A 14,279-nucleotide genomic window follows, 5' to 3' on the forward strand; every position below is an offset into this window, starting at 1 on the left:
CTCCTGGAGAAGAACATGGGCCGGGGCCCGGCGCTCCCGATGTGGCCTCCGGTATAGACGCGCCGCCCACCACGAGCCAACTTTCGTTCCGTCACACGGAACGCGGTGCGTGGCGGCGTATCGCGTGAGGTGACCCTGACCTCGCGTACCCGTATCCGTCCAGCGCCCCGTACCGCCTGACGGAACGCTCCGAACGAGGGGCCTGCCCCGCCGAACGCCTCTTGACGGCGCCCCAAGGTGTTCCGTACAAAGTACGACCAGAGGTGCGGGCCCGCCATCACGACCAGAGCGTCGAGATGTTCGCCGACGGGTCGAGGACCTGGTGGACGGGCTCGGGCTGGACACGTTCCACCTGGTCGGACACCACACCGGCGGAGTGATCGCGGTGGACGAGCGGCTGCCACGCGGGAAGCCGTCGCCTCCGCCGAGGTGGCGGGCGGCTGACGATGGCGTGGCGTCAGGGCCCTTCTGGCCCGGGGAACAGCGAGCGGTAGAAGGGCGTCGCACGGAAGCCGTCCGCGTGGTGGGTCGAGCTCCAGCTCAGGGGCACCGTCGGGCCGCCGGCCCGGTGCAACTCGCCGGTGAGCGCGTAGTCGGGGTGCACGCCGTCGTCGCTCAGCGTCGTGGTGAAGTCGAACTCGAACCGGTCGCCCGGCCGCACCGGCAGACCCTCCTCCGACAGCGGCGCGTACACCGGGGTCCAACTGCTCGACTGCACCAGCGAGTCGATCGGCTCATCGTCCTCGGCCACCCACAGACGCATGCCCAGTGCGAGCCCGGAGAAGGTGCCCGCTCGTGTGAACGTCAGCTCGGCGCCGTCGATGCCCTCCGGGTCCAGGTCGCCGTTGAACTCCAGCGGCTCCACCTCGACCGGGCGGGACAGATACGACCGCTCCCGCACCGTCGGATCGTCCTGCAGCCCCTCCAGGACCACCCGCAGATCAAAGGGGCGGCCCACCGAGGCGAACACCTCCTCCACATAGCGGAAGACGAAGGGCGGAAAGCCGGGCGGCTCACCGCGACCCGCGCTGTCCAGGTCCAGCGCGACGGCGGTGGTGGCGCTGCGGTGCGGGATGAACATCCCGCCGGGCTTCACCAGCCGCTTCCGCGCGTCCCACAGCACCGAGCCCGCGCCCTCGGAGCCGCCGAGCGTGCCGATGATCTCCGAGACACACATGTCGACGGGCTCGGGGAGCTCGATCTCGGTGGACAGCCCCTCGACCACCGTGATCCGGTCGGCGAAGCCCGCCTCCTCGATGGTCTTCCGGGCGATCCGCGCCGACTGGGGGATGACCTCCACCGCCCACACTTGGCGCGCTCCGGCACGGGCGGCGGCCAGCGCCCATAGCGCGTCCTTTCCGGTGCCGATGTCGAGCACCGTCCGGCCGGGGGCGTAGCGCCGGACGGCTTCGGCATACCGGTTCATCCGGCGCTCGTCCTTGATCATCACTTCGTACGCGACGTCGTCGTACACCGGGTACTCGCCGATCGAGGCGAACAGCCACACCGGGTGCGCCTCCGGATCGCATGCCCGTACCGGCACCTTGCGCCCCGGCGCGGCTAACTCCGCGATGAAGGAATGCTGCATTCTTCAACCTCTCCCTGAGCGACTTTTCAGGACCAGCATGCCAGCCTCGAAAACCCGGAATTCCCTAGGAATGAAATGCGCCATGAACGAATAAAGTCCGAACATAGCACGGTTAAAGCGATGTTAAAGAGTCCGGGTGCGACCCGAACGAACACTCCATGTCACAGCCGCCCGTGGCCCTGTACGACAGGAAATTGACATGTTCACGATAACGCGGGAGGTTGCTTCCGGAAGTGAATTCGGCTGAATTTCGCGGATGGACCGCCGGATCCGGCGCCGGGGCGTCCGAAAATAGTCGCCACTAATAGTCAGGATGGTTATCCGTGATTATTGGAGCGACAGGCTTATAACGCGAAACGGCGGCCGGGCCGGTGAGGAAGGCGGTGACCGCGTCACGGTAGGCGGCGGGGCGGTCGGCTTCGATGACATGTCCGGCCCCGTCGATGGTGTGCAGGGCGGCGTTCGGGAAGGTGTCTCGATACTCCCGTGCGATGGCCGGATCCTTGTAGTCGCACACGCCGCGGAGGATCAGCACGGGCACGTGGATCCGGCGCGGGGCGGCCGCGGCGTCCAGGTCGTCGATACGGCGCCGCTGGTCGGGGTGAGACGGTCCCAGATGTCGCCCCCGCCTGGTGTCTTCCGGATCAGAGGGGGTAGGTGGCGTTCGTCCTGCCCGATCACCCCGCCTTCCCCTCCGACCAGGAGAGATACATGCCCAGAGCGCTCGTCACCGGGATCGCCGCCACCGCCGTCGCCACCGTCCTGCTCACGGGCTCCGGAGCCGTGAGCACCACCGCCACGGCCACCGCGCCACGGGAGCCACGCGCCACCGATGTCCATCGGGTCCACATCCAGGACGACTTCGACTCGCTCGGCCCCGAGGTCCGGGCGCTGAAACTGGGCTCGGGGCGCACCGCCCACTACATCGAGGACGGCCCCCGGGACGGAAAGCCGGTGCTCTACCTCGGAGGCACCGGCACCAGCGCACGGGTGGCCCATATGACGGACTTCCTGCGCAGCACCCGGGAGTCCCTCGGGCTGCGGCTGATATCGGTCGAGCGCAACGGCTTCGGGGACACGGAGTTCGACAAGAGCCTGGGGAAGGCGGACTTCGCGAAGGACGCGCTTGAGGTACTGGACCGTATCGGGGTGCGCAAGGTCAGTGTGATCGCCATCTCGGGCGGCGGTCCCTACGCCGCCGAGCTGGCGTCCCTGGCCCCGGACCGCGTGTCGTCACTGCACCTGGCCGCCGCCCTGCCGCCGTACGGCCCCCAGCGTCCCTACTGCTCGATGTCCGACGAGGAGCTGGGGAAGTCGCTGGAGAAGCAGATCGCCGACCCCCGCGTCTGGTGGGCGCTCCCGGACGACAGCCCGACCAAGCGCATCCCCGGCTTCGCCGACACCGCCTTCGAGGACGGCGCCCGCACCTACAACCAGCGCGGCCAGAAGTCCGACCCGGCACCCCAGGTGCATGAGCAGAAGCTCTACTGCCAGCGGCCCGGCCCCGATCTGTCGAAGCTGACGGCTCCCGTCATCCTCTACAGCGGGAAGAAGGACACGACCGTTCCGCCCAGCACGATCGACATCTGGAAGCAGCACCTGCCCGGCGACCCGGCCGTGCGCAGCTACGCCGACACGGGTCACGATGTGCAGTACCGGCACTGGGACCAGATCCTCGTCGACCTCGCCGGGCACACGGACCGCACGGTCATCTGCTACCGGGGCCACAGCGCCATGCCACCTGCCCGGATCGCCGACCCGCTGGTCGAGAAGGGCCGGGCCACGCTCGGTAGCTGCGCCTGGCAGAAGTCCGATGGGGACAGCCCCGTCGACTGAGACGGGATCCCGGGACACGTCACGGTCGCCGCGCCCAGAACAGCGCGTGGCCGCCGTCGCCCTCGGGGGCGAATTCCTCTCCCTCGACGGTCAGTCCGGCCTGGGTGAGCCACGTCCGGTAGGTCGCGGCGTCGGCGTGGCTCCACCACATCGTGGCGCCACCGCCGAGCCAGTTGTCATCGGTGCCGGTCCAGGCGGTGTGCCCGGTGGTGGCCAGGAACCAGCCGCCGGGCCGGAGCCAGGTGGCGATCCTGGCGAGGAGCGGAGGTTGTTCGGCCAGGGGGATGTGGATCAGGGCGTAGAGGGAGACCACGGCGTCGAAGGAGGCCGCCGGGAACTCCACTTCCGTGGCATCGGCCTGGCGGAACTCGGCCTCCGGCACGAGTTCCCGCGCCCGGCTGATCTGCACCCCGCTGATGTCGACACCGGTCACCCGGTGTCCCGCGGAGGCCAGCACGCGGGCGACCGGTACGCCATGGCCGCACCCCAGGTCCAGCACGGTGGCGGTGGCCGGGATGCGCTCCTGAAGGGCGCCGAGCCAGGGCTGGTACTTGGTTTCGGTGGCGTAGGACTGCTCGTAGTGGCGGGAGAGCGCGTCGTAACCGCGCCTGACCACGTCCTTGGGATCGTCAATGTCCACGTCGGGACACGGTAGTTGGGGGCGGGTGCGTTCCGCGAACGGTTTTCGCGCACCCGCCCGCGCAGCCATCAGGCCCTTCGAACGGCGGCCACGAAATCCGCCCAGGCCCGCGCTGGAACGACCAGGGCGGGGCCGCCCTTGTCCTTGGAGTCGCGGATGCCGACCTGGGCGGTGTGGGGCAGGTGAGCGATCTCCACGCACGCGGTGCCGTTCGCCTCACTGTAGGAGGACTTGAACCATGCGCGTTCCGGCGCGGTGTCGGACGCTATGCGGTGGGTCATGTCAGACCTCTCGTGCTAGTCGTTGTAGGAATGCTGGTGTCTCACCAGGAGCGAGAGCCGCTGCGCGCAAGCCCTCGAACCTGCGAGAGAAGGACCAGATCGTGGTGTCTTTGTCGCTGATGTCGGACCCATCGGCGACATCAGATTGCACGACCGTCGGCAACGGGGAACCGAACTCCAGGAGGGTGAAGTTGGAACCTGGACGGTAAGTGGGCGTGGACATCGGGAGGATCTGAACAGTCACGTTGTCGAGTTGAGCGACCCTGATGATCTCCTCGTACTGCTCGCGCATCACGTCCGGGTTCCCGACCACCCGGCGCAGCGAGGCTTCGTCCTGGATGGCCCAGAGCTCCAGCGGGCCCTCCCTGCGAGTCAGGGCCCTCTTACGTTCCATACGGATCTGGATGTGTCGCTCGACGAACTCAGTCGTCGTCTCCTCGATGGACTTCGCCGCCTGAAACAACTCACGGGCGTATCGCTCGGTCTGCAACAACCCGAGGACCACGTTCGGTTGCCAGGCCCGGATGCTTCGAGCGCCGCTCTCCAGCCCGATGTACATCCCCATGCCGGACGGCAGGACGCTGCGATAGAGCGACCACCAGCCCCGGTTGAGCGAGTCCCGGTGGATCTCCACCAGGAAATCCACGTCGTCCTCTTCCTCGACTCCGTAGCGGTCCAGCAGAGTCCGCAGCTCCGCAGTGGTCTTGAGACCGGTCAGCCCGTTCTCCACGCGATGGAGCTTCGAAGGGGAGAACGTCAATCCGTCCACCGCCTCCGCCAGGGTGAATCCGGCCTTGTCTCTCAACCGCTTGAGCTCCCAGCCGAGTTGCATGCGACGCACTGTGGGTCCTGTTGGTGCTGCCACGAGTATGCCTCCCGGTGGGTTGAGCCTGCCATGCCGTGGTGCGAGTTCCGAGTCTGGCACCGGAAACCCGCTTTGTTCTGACAACAGCCCACTCGGTCACATATGCCATCTCAAGCGAGAAATTCAATCGCTCTTGCACAGCAACTCTTACGGCCGTGAAGCTGTTTCCGCCACCGCCCCATCACTCGCGGTAGCCGAACCTCGGAACGCCACGGAGCCCTCATGCCTTCATCACGCCCCCGTCTGCTGCCCTGGCCCGGACAGAACGGGCAGCCCTGCTTCCTCGTCACCGACGACACCGGCACCAGTTACCTCTCCCGGCTGGCCGACGAGATGGAGGCCGTACAGCTTCGCACCGGGGCCGACCTTCTTGGACACGCGCGACCACTGCTCCGGGACCACCGGGCCAGCGCCCGTGAGCTCCGCTTCGTGGGGCATCGGCTCGCCGAGGCGCTGCATGACGCGCTGCGGGTGGCGGAGAGCCGGGGGCGGCGGCTGGAGGACCGGGAAGAGACCGCACCCGAGCAGAGTTAGTAGAAGCATGAACAACAGCGTGGACGTCGTGGTCATCGGTGCCGGGCAGGCGGGGTTGTCCGGGGCCTACCACCTGCGGCGGGCCGGGTACGAGCCCGGGACGGACTTCGTGGTGCTCGACCACGCGCCCGCGCCCGGCGGGGCGTGGCAGTTCCGGTGGCCCTCGCTGACGTACGGCAAGGTGCACGGGATGTACGACCTGCCCGGCATGCGGCTGACCAGCGACGACGCCGATCCCGAGCGACCCTCGTCCGAGGTGATCCCGGCCTACTTCGCACGCTACGAGCGCGCCTTCGAGCTGCGGGTTGTCCGCCCTGTGCACGTCGACGCCGTACGGGACGGGGACGACGGCCGGCTGCTGGTCGAGACCTCGGCCGGGACGTGGTCCGCGCGGGCGCTGATCAACGCGACCGGGACCTGGGACCGGCCGTTCTGGCCCCGCTACCCCGGGCAGGAGACCTTCCGGGGGCGGCAACTGCACACCGCGCAGTACCCCGGGCCCGAGGCGTTCGCGGGGCGGCGGGTGATCGTCGTCGGGGGCGGTGCCTCCGGGGTGCAGCACCTACTGGAGATAGCGGAGGTGGCGGCCGGGACCACCTGGGTGACCCGGCGCCCGCCGGTGTTCCGCGAGGGGCCGTTCGGCGAGGTGCAGGGGCGGGCGGCGGTGGCGCTGGTCGAGGAGCGGGTGCGGCGGGGGCTGCCGCCGCAGAGCGTGGTGTCCGTGACCGGGCTGCCCCTGACGGAGCCGATGCTGCGTGCCCGGGAGAGGGGGATCCTCGACCGGCTGCCGATGTTCGAGCGGATCACCCCGGACGGGGTGGCCTGGGCGGATGGACGTCATGTCGAGGCGGACACGATCCTCTGGGCCACCGGCTTCCGCGCCGCGATCGACCATCTCGCCCCGCTGCGGCTGCGTGAGCGGGGTGGCGGAATCGCCGTCGAGGGGACCCGGGCGGTCCGTGATCCGCGGGTGCATCTGGTCGGCTACGGGCCGTCGGCCAGCACGGTCGGCGCCAACCGGGCGGGCCGTGCGGCCGTACACGAGATCCAGGCACTGCTGGACGCCGACCGGCGCCCGGCGCCGCCGGTCGACCAGCGGTCACCGGAGAAGGTGGCCGTCGGGCGTTGACCGGGTGCGGGGCGGGCCGGTGCTCCCCCGGACCACGAGGGTGGGGTCGAGGACGATGTCCCGGTCGGCGGTGCGCCCCTCGTCGAGCCGTTCGGCGGCCGCCCGGACGGCGAGTTCGGCCGCCTCGGCGGCCTCCTGCCGTACGGAGGTCAGGTCGATGAAGGACAGCCGGGCGAGTTGGCTGTCGTCGTAGCCGACGATGGACACGTCCTCGGGCACCCGGACGCCCGCGCGCAGCAACGTGCCGAGCAGACCGTGCGCACAGCGGTCGTTCCCGGCGATGACCGCCGTGGGCGGTTCGGGTCGCGCGAGCAGGTCCCGGGCCGCGCGGGCGCCGGATTCCTCGGTGTAGTCGCCGGGGTGGACCCGGATGTGGTCGGCGAGTCCGTGGCGGCGCATGGCGGCGCGGTAGCCGCGTCGCCTCTCGGCGGCGCCGGGCATGGCGCCGCCGTCGATGTGCGCGATGGCGCGGTGTCCCAGTGCCACGAGGTGGTCGACGGCCTGGCGTATCCCCTTGTGCTCCGCGGTCCGTACGACGTCCACACCGGCGGCCCTGGTGCGCGGGTTGATCTCCACGATGGGGGTCCGGCCGACGCCCGTGGTCAGGTGCTGCCAACTGGACGTCGCGCCAATGGTGATGACGGCTTCACTGCGCAGTCCGAGCAGCTCCTCCATCGCCTGACGCTCGCCGCGGGTGGCGACCATGGCATTGAGCACGAGGGTGTAGCCGTGCTTCTGGGCTGCGGGGTAGAGGGCCTCGACGATGCCCACGTCGTACGGATGGCGCATGGTGAACAGCACGCCCAACTGCCGGCTCCGGGTGCGCCGCAGAAGCTGGGCGGCGGTGTCGGGGCGGTAGCCGAGTTCCTCGGCCGCCCGGAACACCCGCCGGCGCGTCTCGGCGCTCGCGCCGGGCTGGTTGCGGAACACCAGTGACACCAGGGCCTGCGAGACACCGACGCGCGCGGCGACATCGGACATGGTCGGTCGTTTGAGGCGCCCCGCCGAGGTTCCCGGCCCGCCCGAGGGGCCGGTGCCCCCTGGATCCCCCATCCCTGCCTCCTCGCGCTTCATGTCTTGACATGCGTCACACGCCGCTCCCATAGTACGTAGCACTTGTACGTACTAGTTGTACTGACAAACAGACAAAGGCTCTCCGCAGCCGCACGATCGTGGCTGGCTGGGCGGCCACTCACTCGACACCGGGAAACAACCGCACCTGTCGGGGCGCCACCACACCTTCCGCCGCCTCCACGAGGAGACACGACGATGAACATCGGCCTGACGACCGACAGCGTCGGGGAGCACCAGCCATGACCGGAACCCCTGCCCACCCGACATCCATCGAACTGCCCGCGGACACCAAAGGCCCCCATTCCCGACGGCTCGGACTGGTCGCCGTCATCGTGACCTTCGGCGGACTGCTGTTCGGCTATGACACCGGCGTCGTCAACGGTGCCCTCGACCCGCTCACCGCCGACCTCGGGCTGACCGCGTTCACCGAGGGAATCGTCGTCAGCAACCTCGTCTTCGGAGCCGCCTTCGGCGCCATGATCGGCGGGGTCCTGTCCGACCGGCACGGCCGCCGCCACAACATCCTGCTGCTGTCCCTGGTGTTCATGCTCGGCACCCTGGGCTGCGTCCTGTCACCGAGCTGGCAGGTCCTCGCCCTCTTCCGGTTCATCCTCGGCCTCGCCGTGGGCGGTGCCTCGGCGACGGTCCCGGTCTACCTGGCCGAGATCGCCCCGGTCGAACGCCGCGGCTCCATCGTCACCCGCAACGAGGTGATGATCGTGACCGGCCAGTTCGCCGCGTTCGTCATCAACGCGGTCATCTTCAACCTCTGGGGCGAGACGGACGGCATCTGGCGGCTCATGCTCCTGGTCGCCGTCCTACCGGCGATCGGGCTGTTCCTCGGCATGCTGCGGCTGCCGGAGAGCCCGCGCTGGCTGGTCTCCCAGGGCCGCGACGAGGAGGCGCTCGCGGTGCTGTCCCAGGTTCGCACCCCCGAGCGGGCCCGAGCGGAAATGGCCGAGGTCCACCGGCTCGCCGAGGAGGAGCGGGTCGCCAAGACCGCGGGCCGGGTGGACCTCGGGGTGCGATGGGTGCGCCTGCTCATCCTGATCGGGGCGGGCCTCGGCATCTGCCAGCAGTTCACCGGCATCAACTCCGTCATGTACTACGGTACGCAGTTGCTCGGGGACGCCGGGTTCTCGGGCGACTCCGCCATCATCGCGAACACCCTCAACGGCGCCTTCAGCGTCATCGGCATCGCGGTGGGCGTGTCGGTCATCAACAAGCTCAAGCGACGCACCATGCTGCTCGGCGGGTTCGCCCTGACCACCACCTTCCACCTGCTCGTCGGGCTCTCCGCGATGCTGATGCCCGAGGGCGGTGCCAAGGCGTGGTTCATCCTCGTGTTCGTCGTGCTCTTCGTCTTCTCCATGCAGGCCACCATCGGTCCGCTGGTCTGGCTGATCCTCTCCGAGATGTTCCCGCTGAAGATCCGCAGTCTGGCCATCGGGATCAGCATCTTCGTGCTGTGGATGGCGAACGCCCTGGTCGCGCTCGGCTTCCCGCCCGTCGTGAAGGCGATGGGAATCTCGAACACCTTCCTCGCCTTCGCCGCCTTCGGCGTGCTGGCCATCGTCTTCATCGCGACCTGTGTTCCCGAGACCAAGGGCCGCTCGCTGGAAGAGCTGGAAGACGACTTCCGCGCCCGCTACTCCTGACCCGCCCTGCCCCGAGAGAAGGGCCCACCCACCATGACCGTCATCACCGCCATCGCCGAGGGCCGCGAGGGAGACCACGCGCTGGCCGCGGGAATCGCCGAGGCCCGGCTGCTGGGCACCGATCTGGTACTGGTCAATCTGCGTCTGTCGGCGCTGGACCGCTCCGGGGTGCCCGAAGACCTGGACACCACGGTCGTCGAACGCAGCGGTCCCGGTGACCGCGACCCGGTCGACGCCGTTCTGGACGAGATCGAGGCCCGGCCGGACGTCGACCGGCTCGTCATCGGCCTCCGCCGGCGATCGCCGGTGGGCAAGGCGCTGCTGGGCAGTGTGAGCCAGCGGCTGCTGCTGGAGAGCCCCGTCCCCGTCGTCACGGTCAAGCCCCCGGTCTGACCGGGCCCCGTGCGTCGGGAAGGGCCCCGGCGTCAGAAAGGGCCCCGGCTCGGGGCCGGGGCCCTTCCCGATGGGTGCAGCTCCGTTTGAGTCGCGCACCACCGCGCACCCTCTGTTGGCGCTGCTGTTGTCAGCCGAGCCGCTCAATCGTGCTTTGAAACGGCACCGCCTCCAAGCTGCCACATTTCATAGTTCCCACATTCTGCCGTGATCTCGGCCGCCGCCTGAGCCGCGGTGAAGAAGTCGTCGACCACCGGCGAGGTGTGCGATGCCGCCACCGCGAGGCACACCTGGTCGGACGCCAGATCCGGGACGGGCACGTAACTGATGTCCGGATGTGAGTAGAACACCGTCGCCGAACGGGCCAGGAACGAGATGCCCCGGCCGGCCGCGACATGCTCGAGCGTCTCGTCCACCCCGCGCGCCTGCTCGCCGATTTGGACAACGGCCATTACTTCTCCGCCGGCTGACGGCAGTTCCGTGTGAGTGGCGTGGCCGTCATCGTCTGGGTCAGCCAGCGCCCGCTCTGGACGCGAACGTCGAGTCCCGCACCACCAGCTCCGGCTGGAGCACGATCCGCCGGTGCTGGTGGGTGGCGGCCTCGTCGCCGGTCTCCTCGATCAGCAGCTCGGCCGCCGTACGCCCCATCCGGAACGCCGGCTGGCGCACCGACGTCAGCGGCACCGCGGCCGCCGCCGCGAACTCGATGTCGTCGTACCCCACCAGCGCCACCTCCCCCGGCACCGACACCCCGGCCGCGAAGAGGGCCTGCAGCACCCCCAGCGCCAGCAGGTCGTTGGCGCAGAACACCGCCGTCGGCCGGGGTGAGATCCCCAGCAGCCGGGCGCCCGCGTCGCGGCCCGAGGCCACGTCCAGCCGCTCGGCCTCGATGTGCACCATCGCCTCCTCCGGCAGCCCCTCCTCCGCGAACGCGCCCCGCAGCCCGGTGTACCGGTCCTGGCACTGCGGGAGCAGCATCGGGCCGCTGACGTAGACCACGGAGCGGTGGCCCTGGGCGATCAGATGGCGGCCGGCGAGCGCACCGCCCTCGATGTCGTCGACCGACACCGAGCAGCCGTCGGCGCTGGGCACCTCGCGGTCCACGAAGACGAACGGGATGTCGTGGCGCCGGAAGCCCTCCAGGTTGGCGCCGGTGACATCGGCCGGGGTGACGAGCACCCCGCGCACCCGGTGCTCGGCGAAGAGCCCGAGGTAGTCGGCCTCCTCCTCCGGACTCTGCGCGCTGTTGCACACCATCACCCCAAGACCCGCCTCCCGCGCCGCACGCTCCGCACCGCTCGCCACGTCCACGAAGAACGGGTTCGCCATGTCCAGCACCAGCAGCGAGATGATCCGGCTGCGCCCGGCGCGCAGCTGGCGCGCGGACTCCTGGCGTACGTAGCCCAGGCGCTCGATCACGGCCTGCACCCGGTCGCGCGTGGCCTCGGCGACCATCTCGGGCCGGTTGATCACGTTCGAGACGGTGCCGACCGACACTCCCGCCTGCCGCGCGACGTCCTTGATCCCCACCATGCGTCCCACGACCCGGGCCTCCGCCTTCCCGCGACCCACCGCGGTCGCGGGAACATCGTAGTGCGCTGTTCGACCGGTCGGGCAGGACCGGGCCGCCGCGGGCCCCGGCTCAGCCCCGGGAGCGCACCAGGCTCGATCCGCGGACGACGAGCTCGGGCTGGAGGACGATCCGCTGGTGGCGGTGGTCCCCGGCCCGCTCCCCCGTCTCCTCGATCAGCAGCTCGGCCGCCGTACGCCCCATCCGGAACGCCGGCTGGCGCACCGACGTCAGCGGCACCGCGGCCGCCGCCGCGAACTCGATGTCGTCGTACCCCACCAGCGCCACCTCCCCCGGCACCGACACCCCGGCCCCGTACAGCGACTGCAGCACCCCGAGGGCCAGCAGGTCATTGGCGCAGAACACCGCCGTCGGGCGCGGGGACATGCCCAGCAGCCGGGCCCCCGCGTCCCGGCCGGACGCCACGTCCAGCCGGTCCACCTCGACATGGCGCAGCGCGGACTCGCCGAGCCCCCGCTCGCGCAGGGCGCGCAGCGCGCCCTCGCGGCGGTCGCGGCACTGGGCCAGCCGCATCGGCCCGCTCACATAGGCGAGGGCGCGATGGCCGAGGCCCAGGAGGTGGCGGGCGGCGAGCTCACCGCCGGTGACGTCGTCGACCGACACCGAACACCCCTCGGCGCTGGGCAGCACGCGGTCGACGAGGACGAAGGGGATGGGCTGCCGCCGGAAGGAGGCGAGGTTGCGCCCGGTCATATCGGCCGGGGTCATCAGCACCCCGCGCACCCGCTGCTCGGCGAAGAGCCCGAGGTAGTCGGCCTCCTCCTCCGGACTCTGCGCGCTGTTGCACACCATCACCCCAAGACCCGCCTCCCGCGCCGCACGCTCCGCGCCCCGCGCGACGTCCACGAAGAACGGGTTGGCCATGTCCAGCACCAGCAGCGCGATGATCCGGCTGTGGCCGGCCCGCAACTGGCGCGCGGACTCCTGGCGTACGTAACCCAGGCGCTCGATGGTGGACAGCACCCGGGCCCGGGTCCCCTCGGACACCGACTCCGGGCGGTTGATGACGTTGGAGACCGTGCCGACCGAGACCCCGGCCTCGCGCGCCACCTGCTTGATGCCCACGCCTGGTGCCATCGTCAGGAGGGGAGGGCGAAGTCGACGACGCGGAGGGCGGAGGGTGTGGTGCCGCTGGACTTCCGCTGGTACAGAAACGACAGGACGCCGTCCTGGGCGAGCCGGGTGTCGTCCACGACGACCTCGCCGAAGGCGTTCAGCCCGCCGCCGTCGTAGAGGGTCTTCCAGTCCGTCCAGCCCGAGGACTTGGACGCGGCCACGATCCGGCCGTACGGCATCACGGCGTAGGCGTTGTCGTAAGCGTCGAAGACCAGGTGGCTGCGCTGGGTGGAGCCGGGGGCCACCGGGATCTCGGTCTTCTTCCAGGTGCCTGCCGTGTCCTTGAAGACGTGGAAGGTGCGGCCGTTTTTCGTCCGGTCGGCCACGTAGTCGGTGGTGCACTGTCCGAAGCGGCCGGGGACATAGCTGATCAGGGCGTGGGGCGCTCCGGTGGAGTCGGTGGCCTGGCTCTCCTGGTTCATCAGCGAGTGGTCGGGGCCCAGGGGGTCGACCACCGTTCCGGCGTCGCCGACCGCCACCGTGTCGGAGCCACCGGTGGTGCCGACGACGGCGCCCGCCGCGGTGCGCCAGGTGCGGCCGCGGTCGGAGCTGTAGACGTAGCCGGTGTCGTGGTTGGTGAGACCGCCGCTCGCGCACATCACCGCGTTGCTCTGCTCGCGCCAGGTGTAGAAGGCGTGCAGCCGGCCGTCGGGCCCGTAGTCGATGCCGTGCAGGTACATGTTGCGGGCGGTGCTGGAGCCGTGCTCGCTGCTGTAGGTGCCGGTGGCGGAGGACCACTCGCCGAGGGCCCGCCACTGGGTGCCGTCGTACTCGGCGAGCGCGTTGCGGCCGTTGCCGGAGACGCCGACGCGGTAGCTGAGCTGAAGTCGGCCCTCGGGGGTGGCGATGAACTGGGGGTAGGTGAACTGGGAGGTGAGCGCGAGGCCGTCGAGGGTGGTCTGGACGGCGCCGAACTGGCCGGTGGTCCAGGGGTGTCCGGCGGGGTCGTCCACCAGCCCGGCCACCGACTTCACATAGAAGAAGCCGCTGCTGTGGGAGTCCATGTTCAGGTGCAGCCGGCCGTCGGTCCGCGAGATCCCCATGGAGATGACGTTGTGGGAGTCGTCGGCGGTGAGCCGGTGCGGCAGGGTGACGGTCTGCCAGTTCGGCTGGGTGAGGGCGCGGCGGCCGATGACCGCGCTGCGGTCGGCGGTGTACCAGACGGCGTACTGATAGCCCTTGTAGGTGAGCAGTCCGTTCTTCTGGAAGGCGTTGTTGTTGACCAGGCCGTCGTACGACACGAAGTAGAGGGCCTTGGCGTCGAGTTGGGTGTCGGCGAGCTGACGCACGGCCGGGCCGGGAGCGGCGGCGGAGCCCGCGCCTGTGCTCGTGTCCGCGTTCGCGCCCGCGCCCGGGGGTGCGGCGGCTAGCAGGGCGGTGGCCAGGACGGCGATGGGCAGTGGTCTCATGTCCGTTCCTTTCCTGGTGCGCTTGTGGGGGGGGCGGAGCGAGCTTTCTGTCCCCGCCCCGCCCCTTCCCGAACCAAGGGCTCCGCCCCTGGACCCCGTGAATTCCGGGGGACACCCCGGCCCCTGGGGCCGGACGAGGCCGGAGGCCGCGCTCAGCGCTCCACT

15 protein-coding genes are annotated in these 14,279 nt (G+C 70.0%); 5 read left to right on the forward strand and 10 right to left on the reverse strand.

All coding sequences use genetic code 11. The annotated features are described in order from the left end of the window. Nucleotides 1-457: 457 nt before the first annotated feature. Together ACZ6TD_RS09190 and ACZ6TD_RS09195 are read right to left on the reverse strand one after the other, a co-directional pair. Nucleotides 458-1,588 carry a 50S ribosomal protein L11 methyltransferase gene (locus ACZ6TD_RS09190; protein ID WP_471352431.1) on the reverse strand — a complete coding sequence of 377 codons (1,131 nt, stop codon included), beginning with the start codon at nucleotides 1,586-1,588 and terminating at the stop codon, nucleotides 458-460. A gap of 301 nt (nucleotides 1,589-1,889) precedes the next feature. Further along, on the reverse strand, nucleotides 1,890-2,123 hold the full coding sequence (locus ACZ6TD_RS09195; protein ID WP_471352432.1) for an alpha/beta fold hydrolase: 234 nt from the start codon (nucleotides 2,121-2,123) through the stop codon (nucleotides 1,890-1,892). A gap of 176 nt (nucleotides 2,124-2,299) precedes the next feature. Here ACZ6TD_RS09195 and ACZ6TD_RS09200 point away from each other — a divergent pair, with 176 nt between their 5' ends. Then, nucleotides 2,300-3,424, forward strand: coding sequence for an alpha/beta fold hydrolase (locus ACZ6TD_RS09200; protein WP_471352434.1), 1,125 nt, complete (start codon nucleotides 2,300-2,302; stop codon nucleotides 3,422-3,424). A 19-nt stretch (nucleotides 3,425-3,443) separates the two neighbouring features. Here the strand turns inward: ACZ6TD_RS09200 and ACZ6TD_RS09205 are convergent, their stop codons facing one another. From ACZ6TD_RS09205 to ACZ6TD_RS09215, 3 genes are all read right to left on the reverse strand, one after another. Continuing rightward, nucleotides 3,444-4,064: a class I SAM-dependent methyltransferase gene (locus tag ACZ6TD_RS09205; RefSeq protein WP_471352436.1), complete on the reverse strand. Its 621-nt coding sequence runs from the start codon at nucleotides 4,062-4,064 to the stop codon at nucleotides 3,444-3,446. Between the two features lie 68 nt (nucleotides 4,065-4,132). Further along, entirely contained in the window at nucleotides 4,133-4,345 is a 213-nt protein-coding gene (locus ACZ6TD_RS09210) for a DUF397 domain-containing protein (RefSeq protein WP_471352438.1), read from the reverse strand. Between the two features lies 1 nt (nucleotide 4,346). Beyond that, nucleotides 4,347-5,177, reverse strand: coding sequence for a helix-turn-helix domain-containing protein (locus tag ACZ6TD_RS09215; RefSeq protein WP_471352440.1), 831 nt, complete (start codon nucleotides 5,175-5,177; stop codon nucleotides 4,347-4,349). Between the two features lie 255 nt (nucleotides 5,178-5,432). On the opposite strand from ACZ6TD_RS09215, the gene ACZ6TD_RS09220 reads away from it, so the two are divergent. Then, nucleotides 5,433-5,744: a hypothetical protein gene (locus ACZ6TD_RS09220; protein WP_191068478.1), complete on the forward strand. Its 312-nt coding sequence runs from the start codon at nucleotides 5,433-5,435 to the stop codon at nucleotides 5,742-5,744. Between the two features lie 7 nt (nucleotides 5,745-5,751). Beyond that, nucleotides 5,752-6,873 (forward strand): NAD(P)-binding domain-containing protein, encoded by a 1,122-nt coding sequence (locus tag ACZ6TD_RS09225; protein ID WP_471352442.1) that lies wholly within the window; start codon nucleotides 5,752-5,754, stop codon nucleotides 6,871-6,873. Here the strand turns inward: ACZ6TD_RS09225 and ACZ6TD_RS09230 are convergent. Continuing rightward, nucleotides 6,844-7,854 (reverse strand): LacI family DNA-binding transcriptional regulator, encoded by a 1,011-nt coding sequence (locus ACZ6TD_RS09230; RefSeq protein WP_471352444.1) that lies wholly within the window; start codon nucleotides 7,852-7,854, stop codon nucleotides 6,844-6,846. The genes ACZ6TD_RS09225 and ACZ6TD_RS09230 overlap by 30 nt on opposite strands. Nucleotides 7,855-8,045: 191 nt before the next feature. On the opposite strand from ACZ6TD_RS09230, the gene ACZ6TD_RS09235 reads away from it, so the two are divergent. Together ACZ6TD_RS09235 and ACZ6TD_RS09240 are read left to right on the forward strand one after the other, a co-directional pair. Further along, nucleotides 8,046-9,605, forward strand: coding sequence for a sugar porter family MFS transporter (locus ACZ6TD_RS09235; protein WP_471352446.1), 1,560 nt, complete (start codon nucleotides 8,046-8,048; stop codon nucleotides 9,603-9,605). Between the two features lie 33 nt (nucleotides 9,606-9,638). Beyond that, nucleotides 9,639-9,998, forward strand: a complete 360-nt coding sequence (locus ACZ6TD_RS09240) for a universal stress protein (RefSeq protein ID WP_471352448.1) — start codon at nucleotides 9,639-9,641, stop codon at nucleotides 9,996-9,998. A 143-nt stretch (nucleotides 9,999-10,141) separates the two neighbouring features. Here ACZ6TD_RS09240 and ACZ6TD_RS09245 read toward each other — a convergent pair whose 3' ends face one another. From ACZ6TD_RS09245 to ACZ6TD_RS09260, 4 genes are all read right to left on the reverse strand, one after another. Further along, a complete protein-coding gene (locus ACZ6TD_RS09245) occupies nucleotides 10,142-10,450 on the reverse strand; it encodes a hypothetical protein (protein WP_471352450.1) in 309 nt (102 codons plus the stop codon). Between the two features lie 58 nt (nucleotides 10,451-10,508). Then, on the reverse strand, nucleotides 10,509-11,531 hold the full coding sequence (locus ACZ6TD_RS09250; protein ID WP_471357580.1) for a LacI family DNA-binding transcriptional regulator: 1,023 nt from the start codon (nucleotides 11,529-11,531) through the stop codon (nucleotides 10,509-10,511). 109 nt (nucleotides 11,532-11,640) lie between these two features. Beyond that, the gene (locus tag ACZ6TD_RS09255; protein WP_471352452.1) at nucleotides 11,641-12,666 is read right to left on the reverse strand and encodes a LacI family DNA-binding transcriptional regulator; all 1,026 of its coding nucleotides are present in this window, start codon (nucleotides 12,664-12,666) and stop codon (nucleotides 11,641-11,643) included. Nucleotides 12,667-12,668: 2 nt separating this feature from the next. Next, nucleotides 12,669-14,114 (reverse strand): BNR repeat-containing protein, encoded by a 1,446-nt coding sequence (locus ACZ6TD_RS09260; RefSeq protein WP_471352453.1) that lies wholly within the window; start codon nucleotides 14,112-14,114, stop codon nucleotides 12,669-12,671. Nucleotides 14,115-14,279: the final 165 nt, after the last annotated feature.

Source organism: Streptomyces yongxingensis (genome assembly GCF_055597465.1).

What these genes read in the sequence shown, in the direction of transcription:
- ACZ6TD_RS09250 (WP_471357580.1), bottom strand. Translation starts at nt 11,531, where the DNA reads ATGGTGGGGATCAAGGACGTCGCGCGGCAGGCGGGAGTGTCGGTCGGC.
- ACZ6TD_RS09220 (WP_191068478.1), top strand. Translation starts at nt 5,433, where the DNA reads ATGCCTTCATCACGCCCCCGTCTGCTGCCCTGGCCCGGACAGAACGGG.
- ACZ6TD_RS09260 (WP_471352453.1), bottom strand. Translation starts at nt 14,114, where the DNA reads ATGAGACCACTGCCCATCGCCGTCCTGGCCACCGCCCTGCTAGCCGCC.
- ACZ6TD_RS09200 (WP_471352434.1), top strand. Translation starts at nt 2,300, where the DNA reads ATGCCCAGAGCGCTCGTCACCGGGATCGCCGCCACCGCCGTCGCCACC.
- ACZ6TD_RS09215 (WP_471352440.1), bottom strand. Translation starts at nt 5,177, where the DNA reads ATGCAACTCGGCTGGGAGCTCAAGCGGTTGAGAGACAAGGCCGGATTC.
- ACZ6TD_RS09190 (WP_471352431.1), bottom strand. Translation starts at nt 1,588, where the DNA reads ATGCAGCATTCCTTCATCGCGGAGTTAGCCGCGCCGGGGCGCAAGGTG.
- ACZ6TD_RS09225 (WP_471352442.1), top strand. Translation starts at nt 5,752, where the DNA reads ATGAACAACAGCGTGGACGTCGTGGTCATCGGTGCCGGGCAGGCGGGG.
- ACZ6TD_RS09240 (WP_471352448.1), top strand. Translation starts at nt 9,639, where the DNA reads ATGACCGTCATCACCGCCATCGCCGAGGGCCGCGAGGGAGACCACGCG.
- ACZ6TD_RS09210 (WP_471352438.1), bottom strand. Translation starts at nt 4,345, where the DNA reads ATGACCCACCGCATAGCGTCCGACACCGCGCCGGAACGCGCATGGTTC.
- ACZ6TD_RS09255 (WP_471352452.1), bottom strand. Translation starts at nt 12,666, where the DNA reads ATGGCACCAGGCGTGGGCATCAAGCAGGTGGCGCGCGAGGCCGGGGTC.
- ACZ6TD_RS09245 (WP_471352450.1), bottom strand. Translation starts at nt 10,450, where the DNA reads ATGGCCGTTGTCCAAATCGGCGAGCAGGCGCGCGGGGTGGACGAGACG.
- ACZ6TD_RS09230 (WP_471352444.1), bottom strand. Translation starts at nt 7,854, where the DNA reads ATGTCCGATGTCGCCGCGCGCGTCGGTGTCTCGCAGGCCCTGGTGTCA.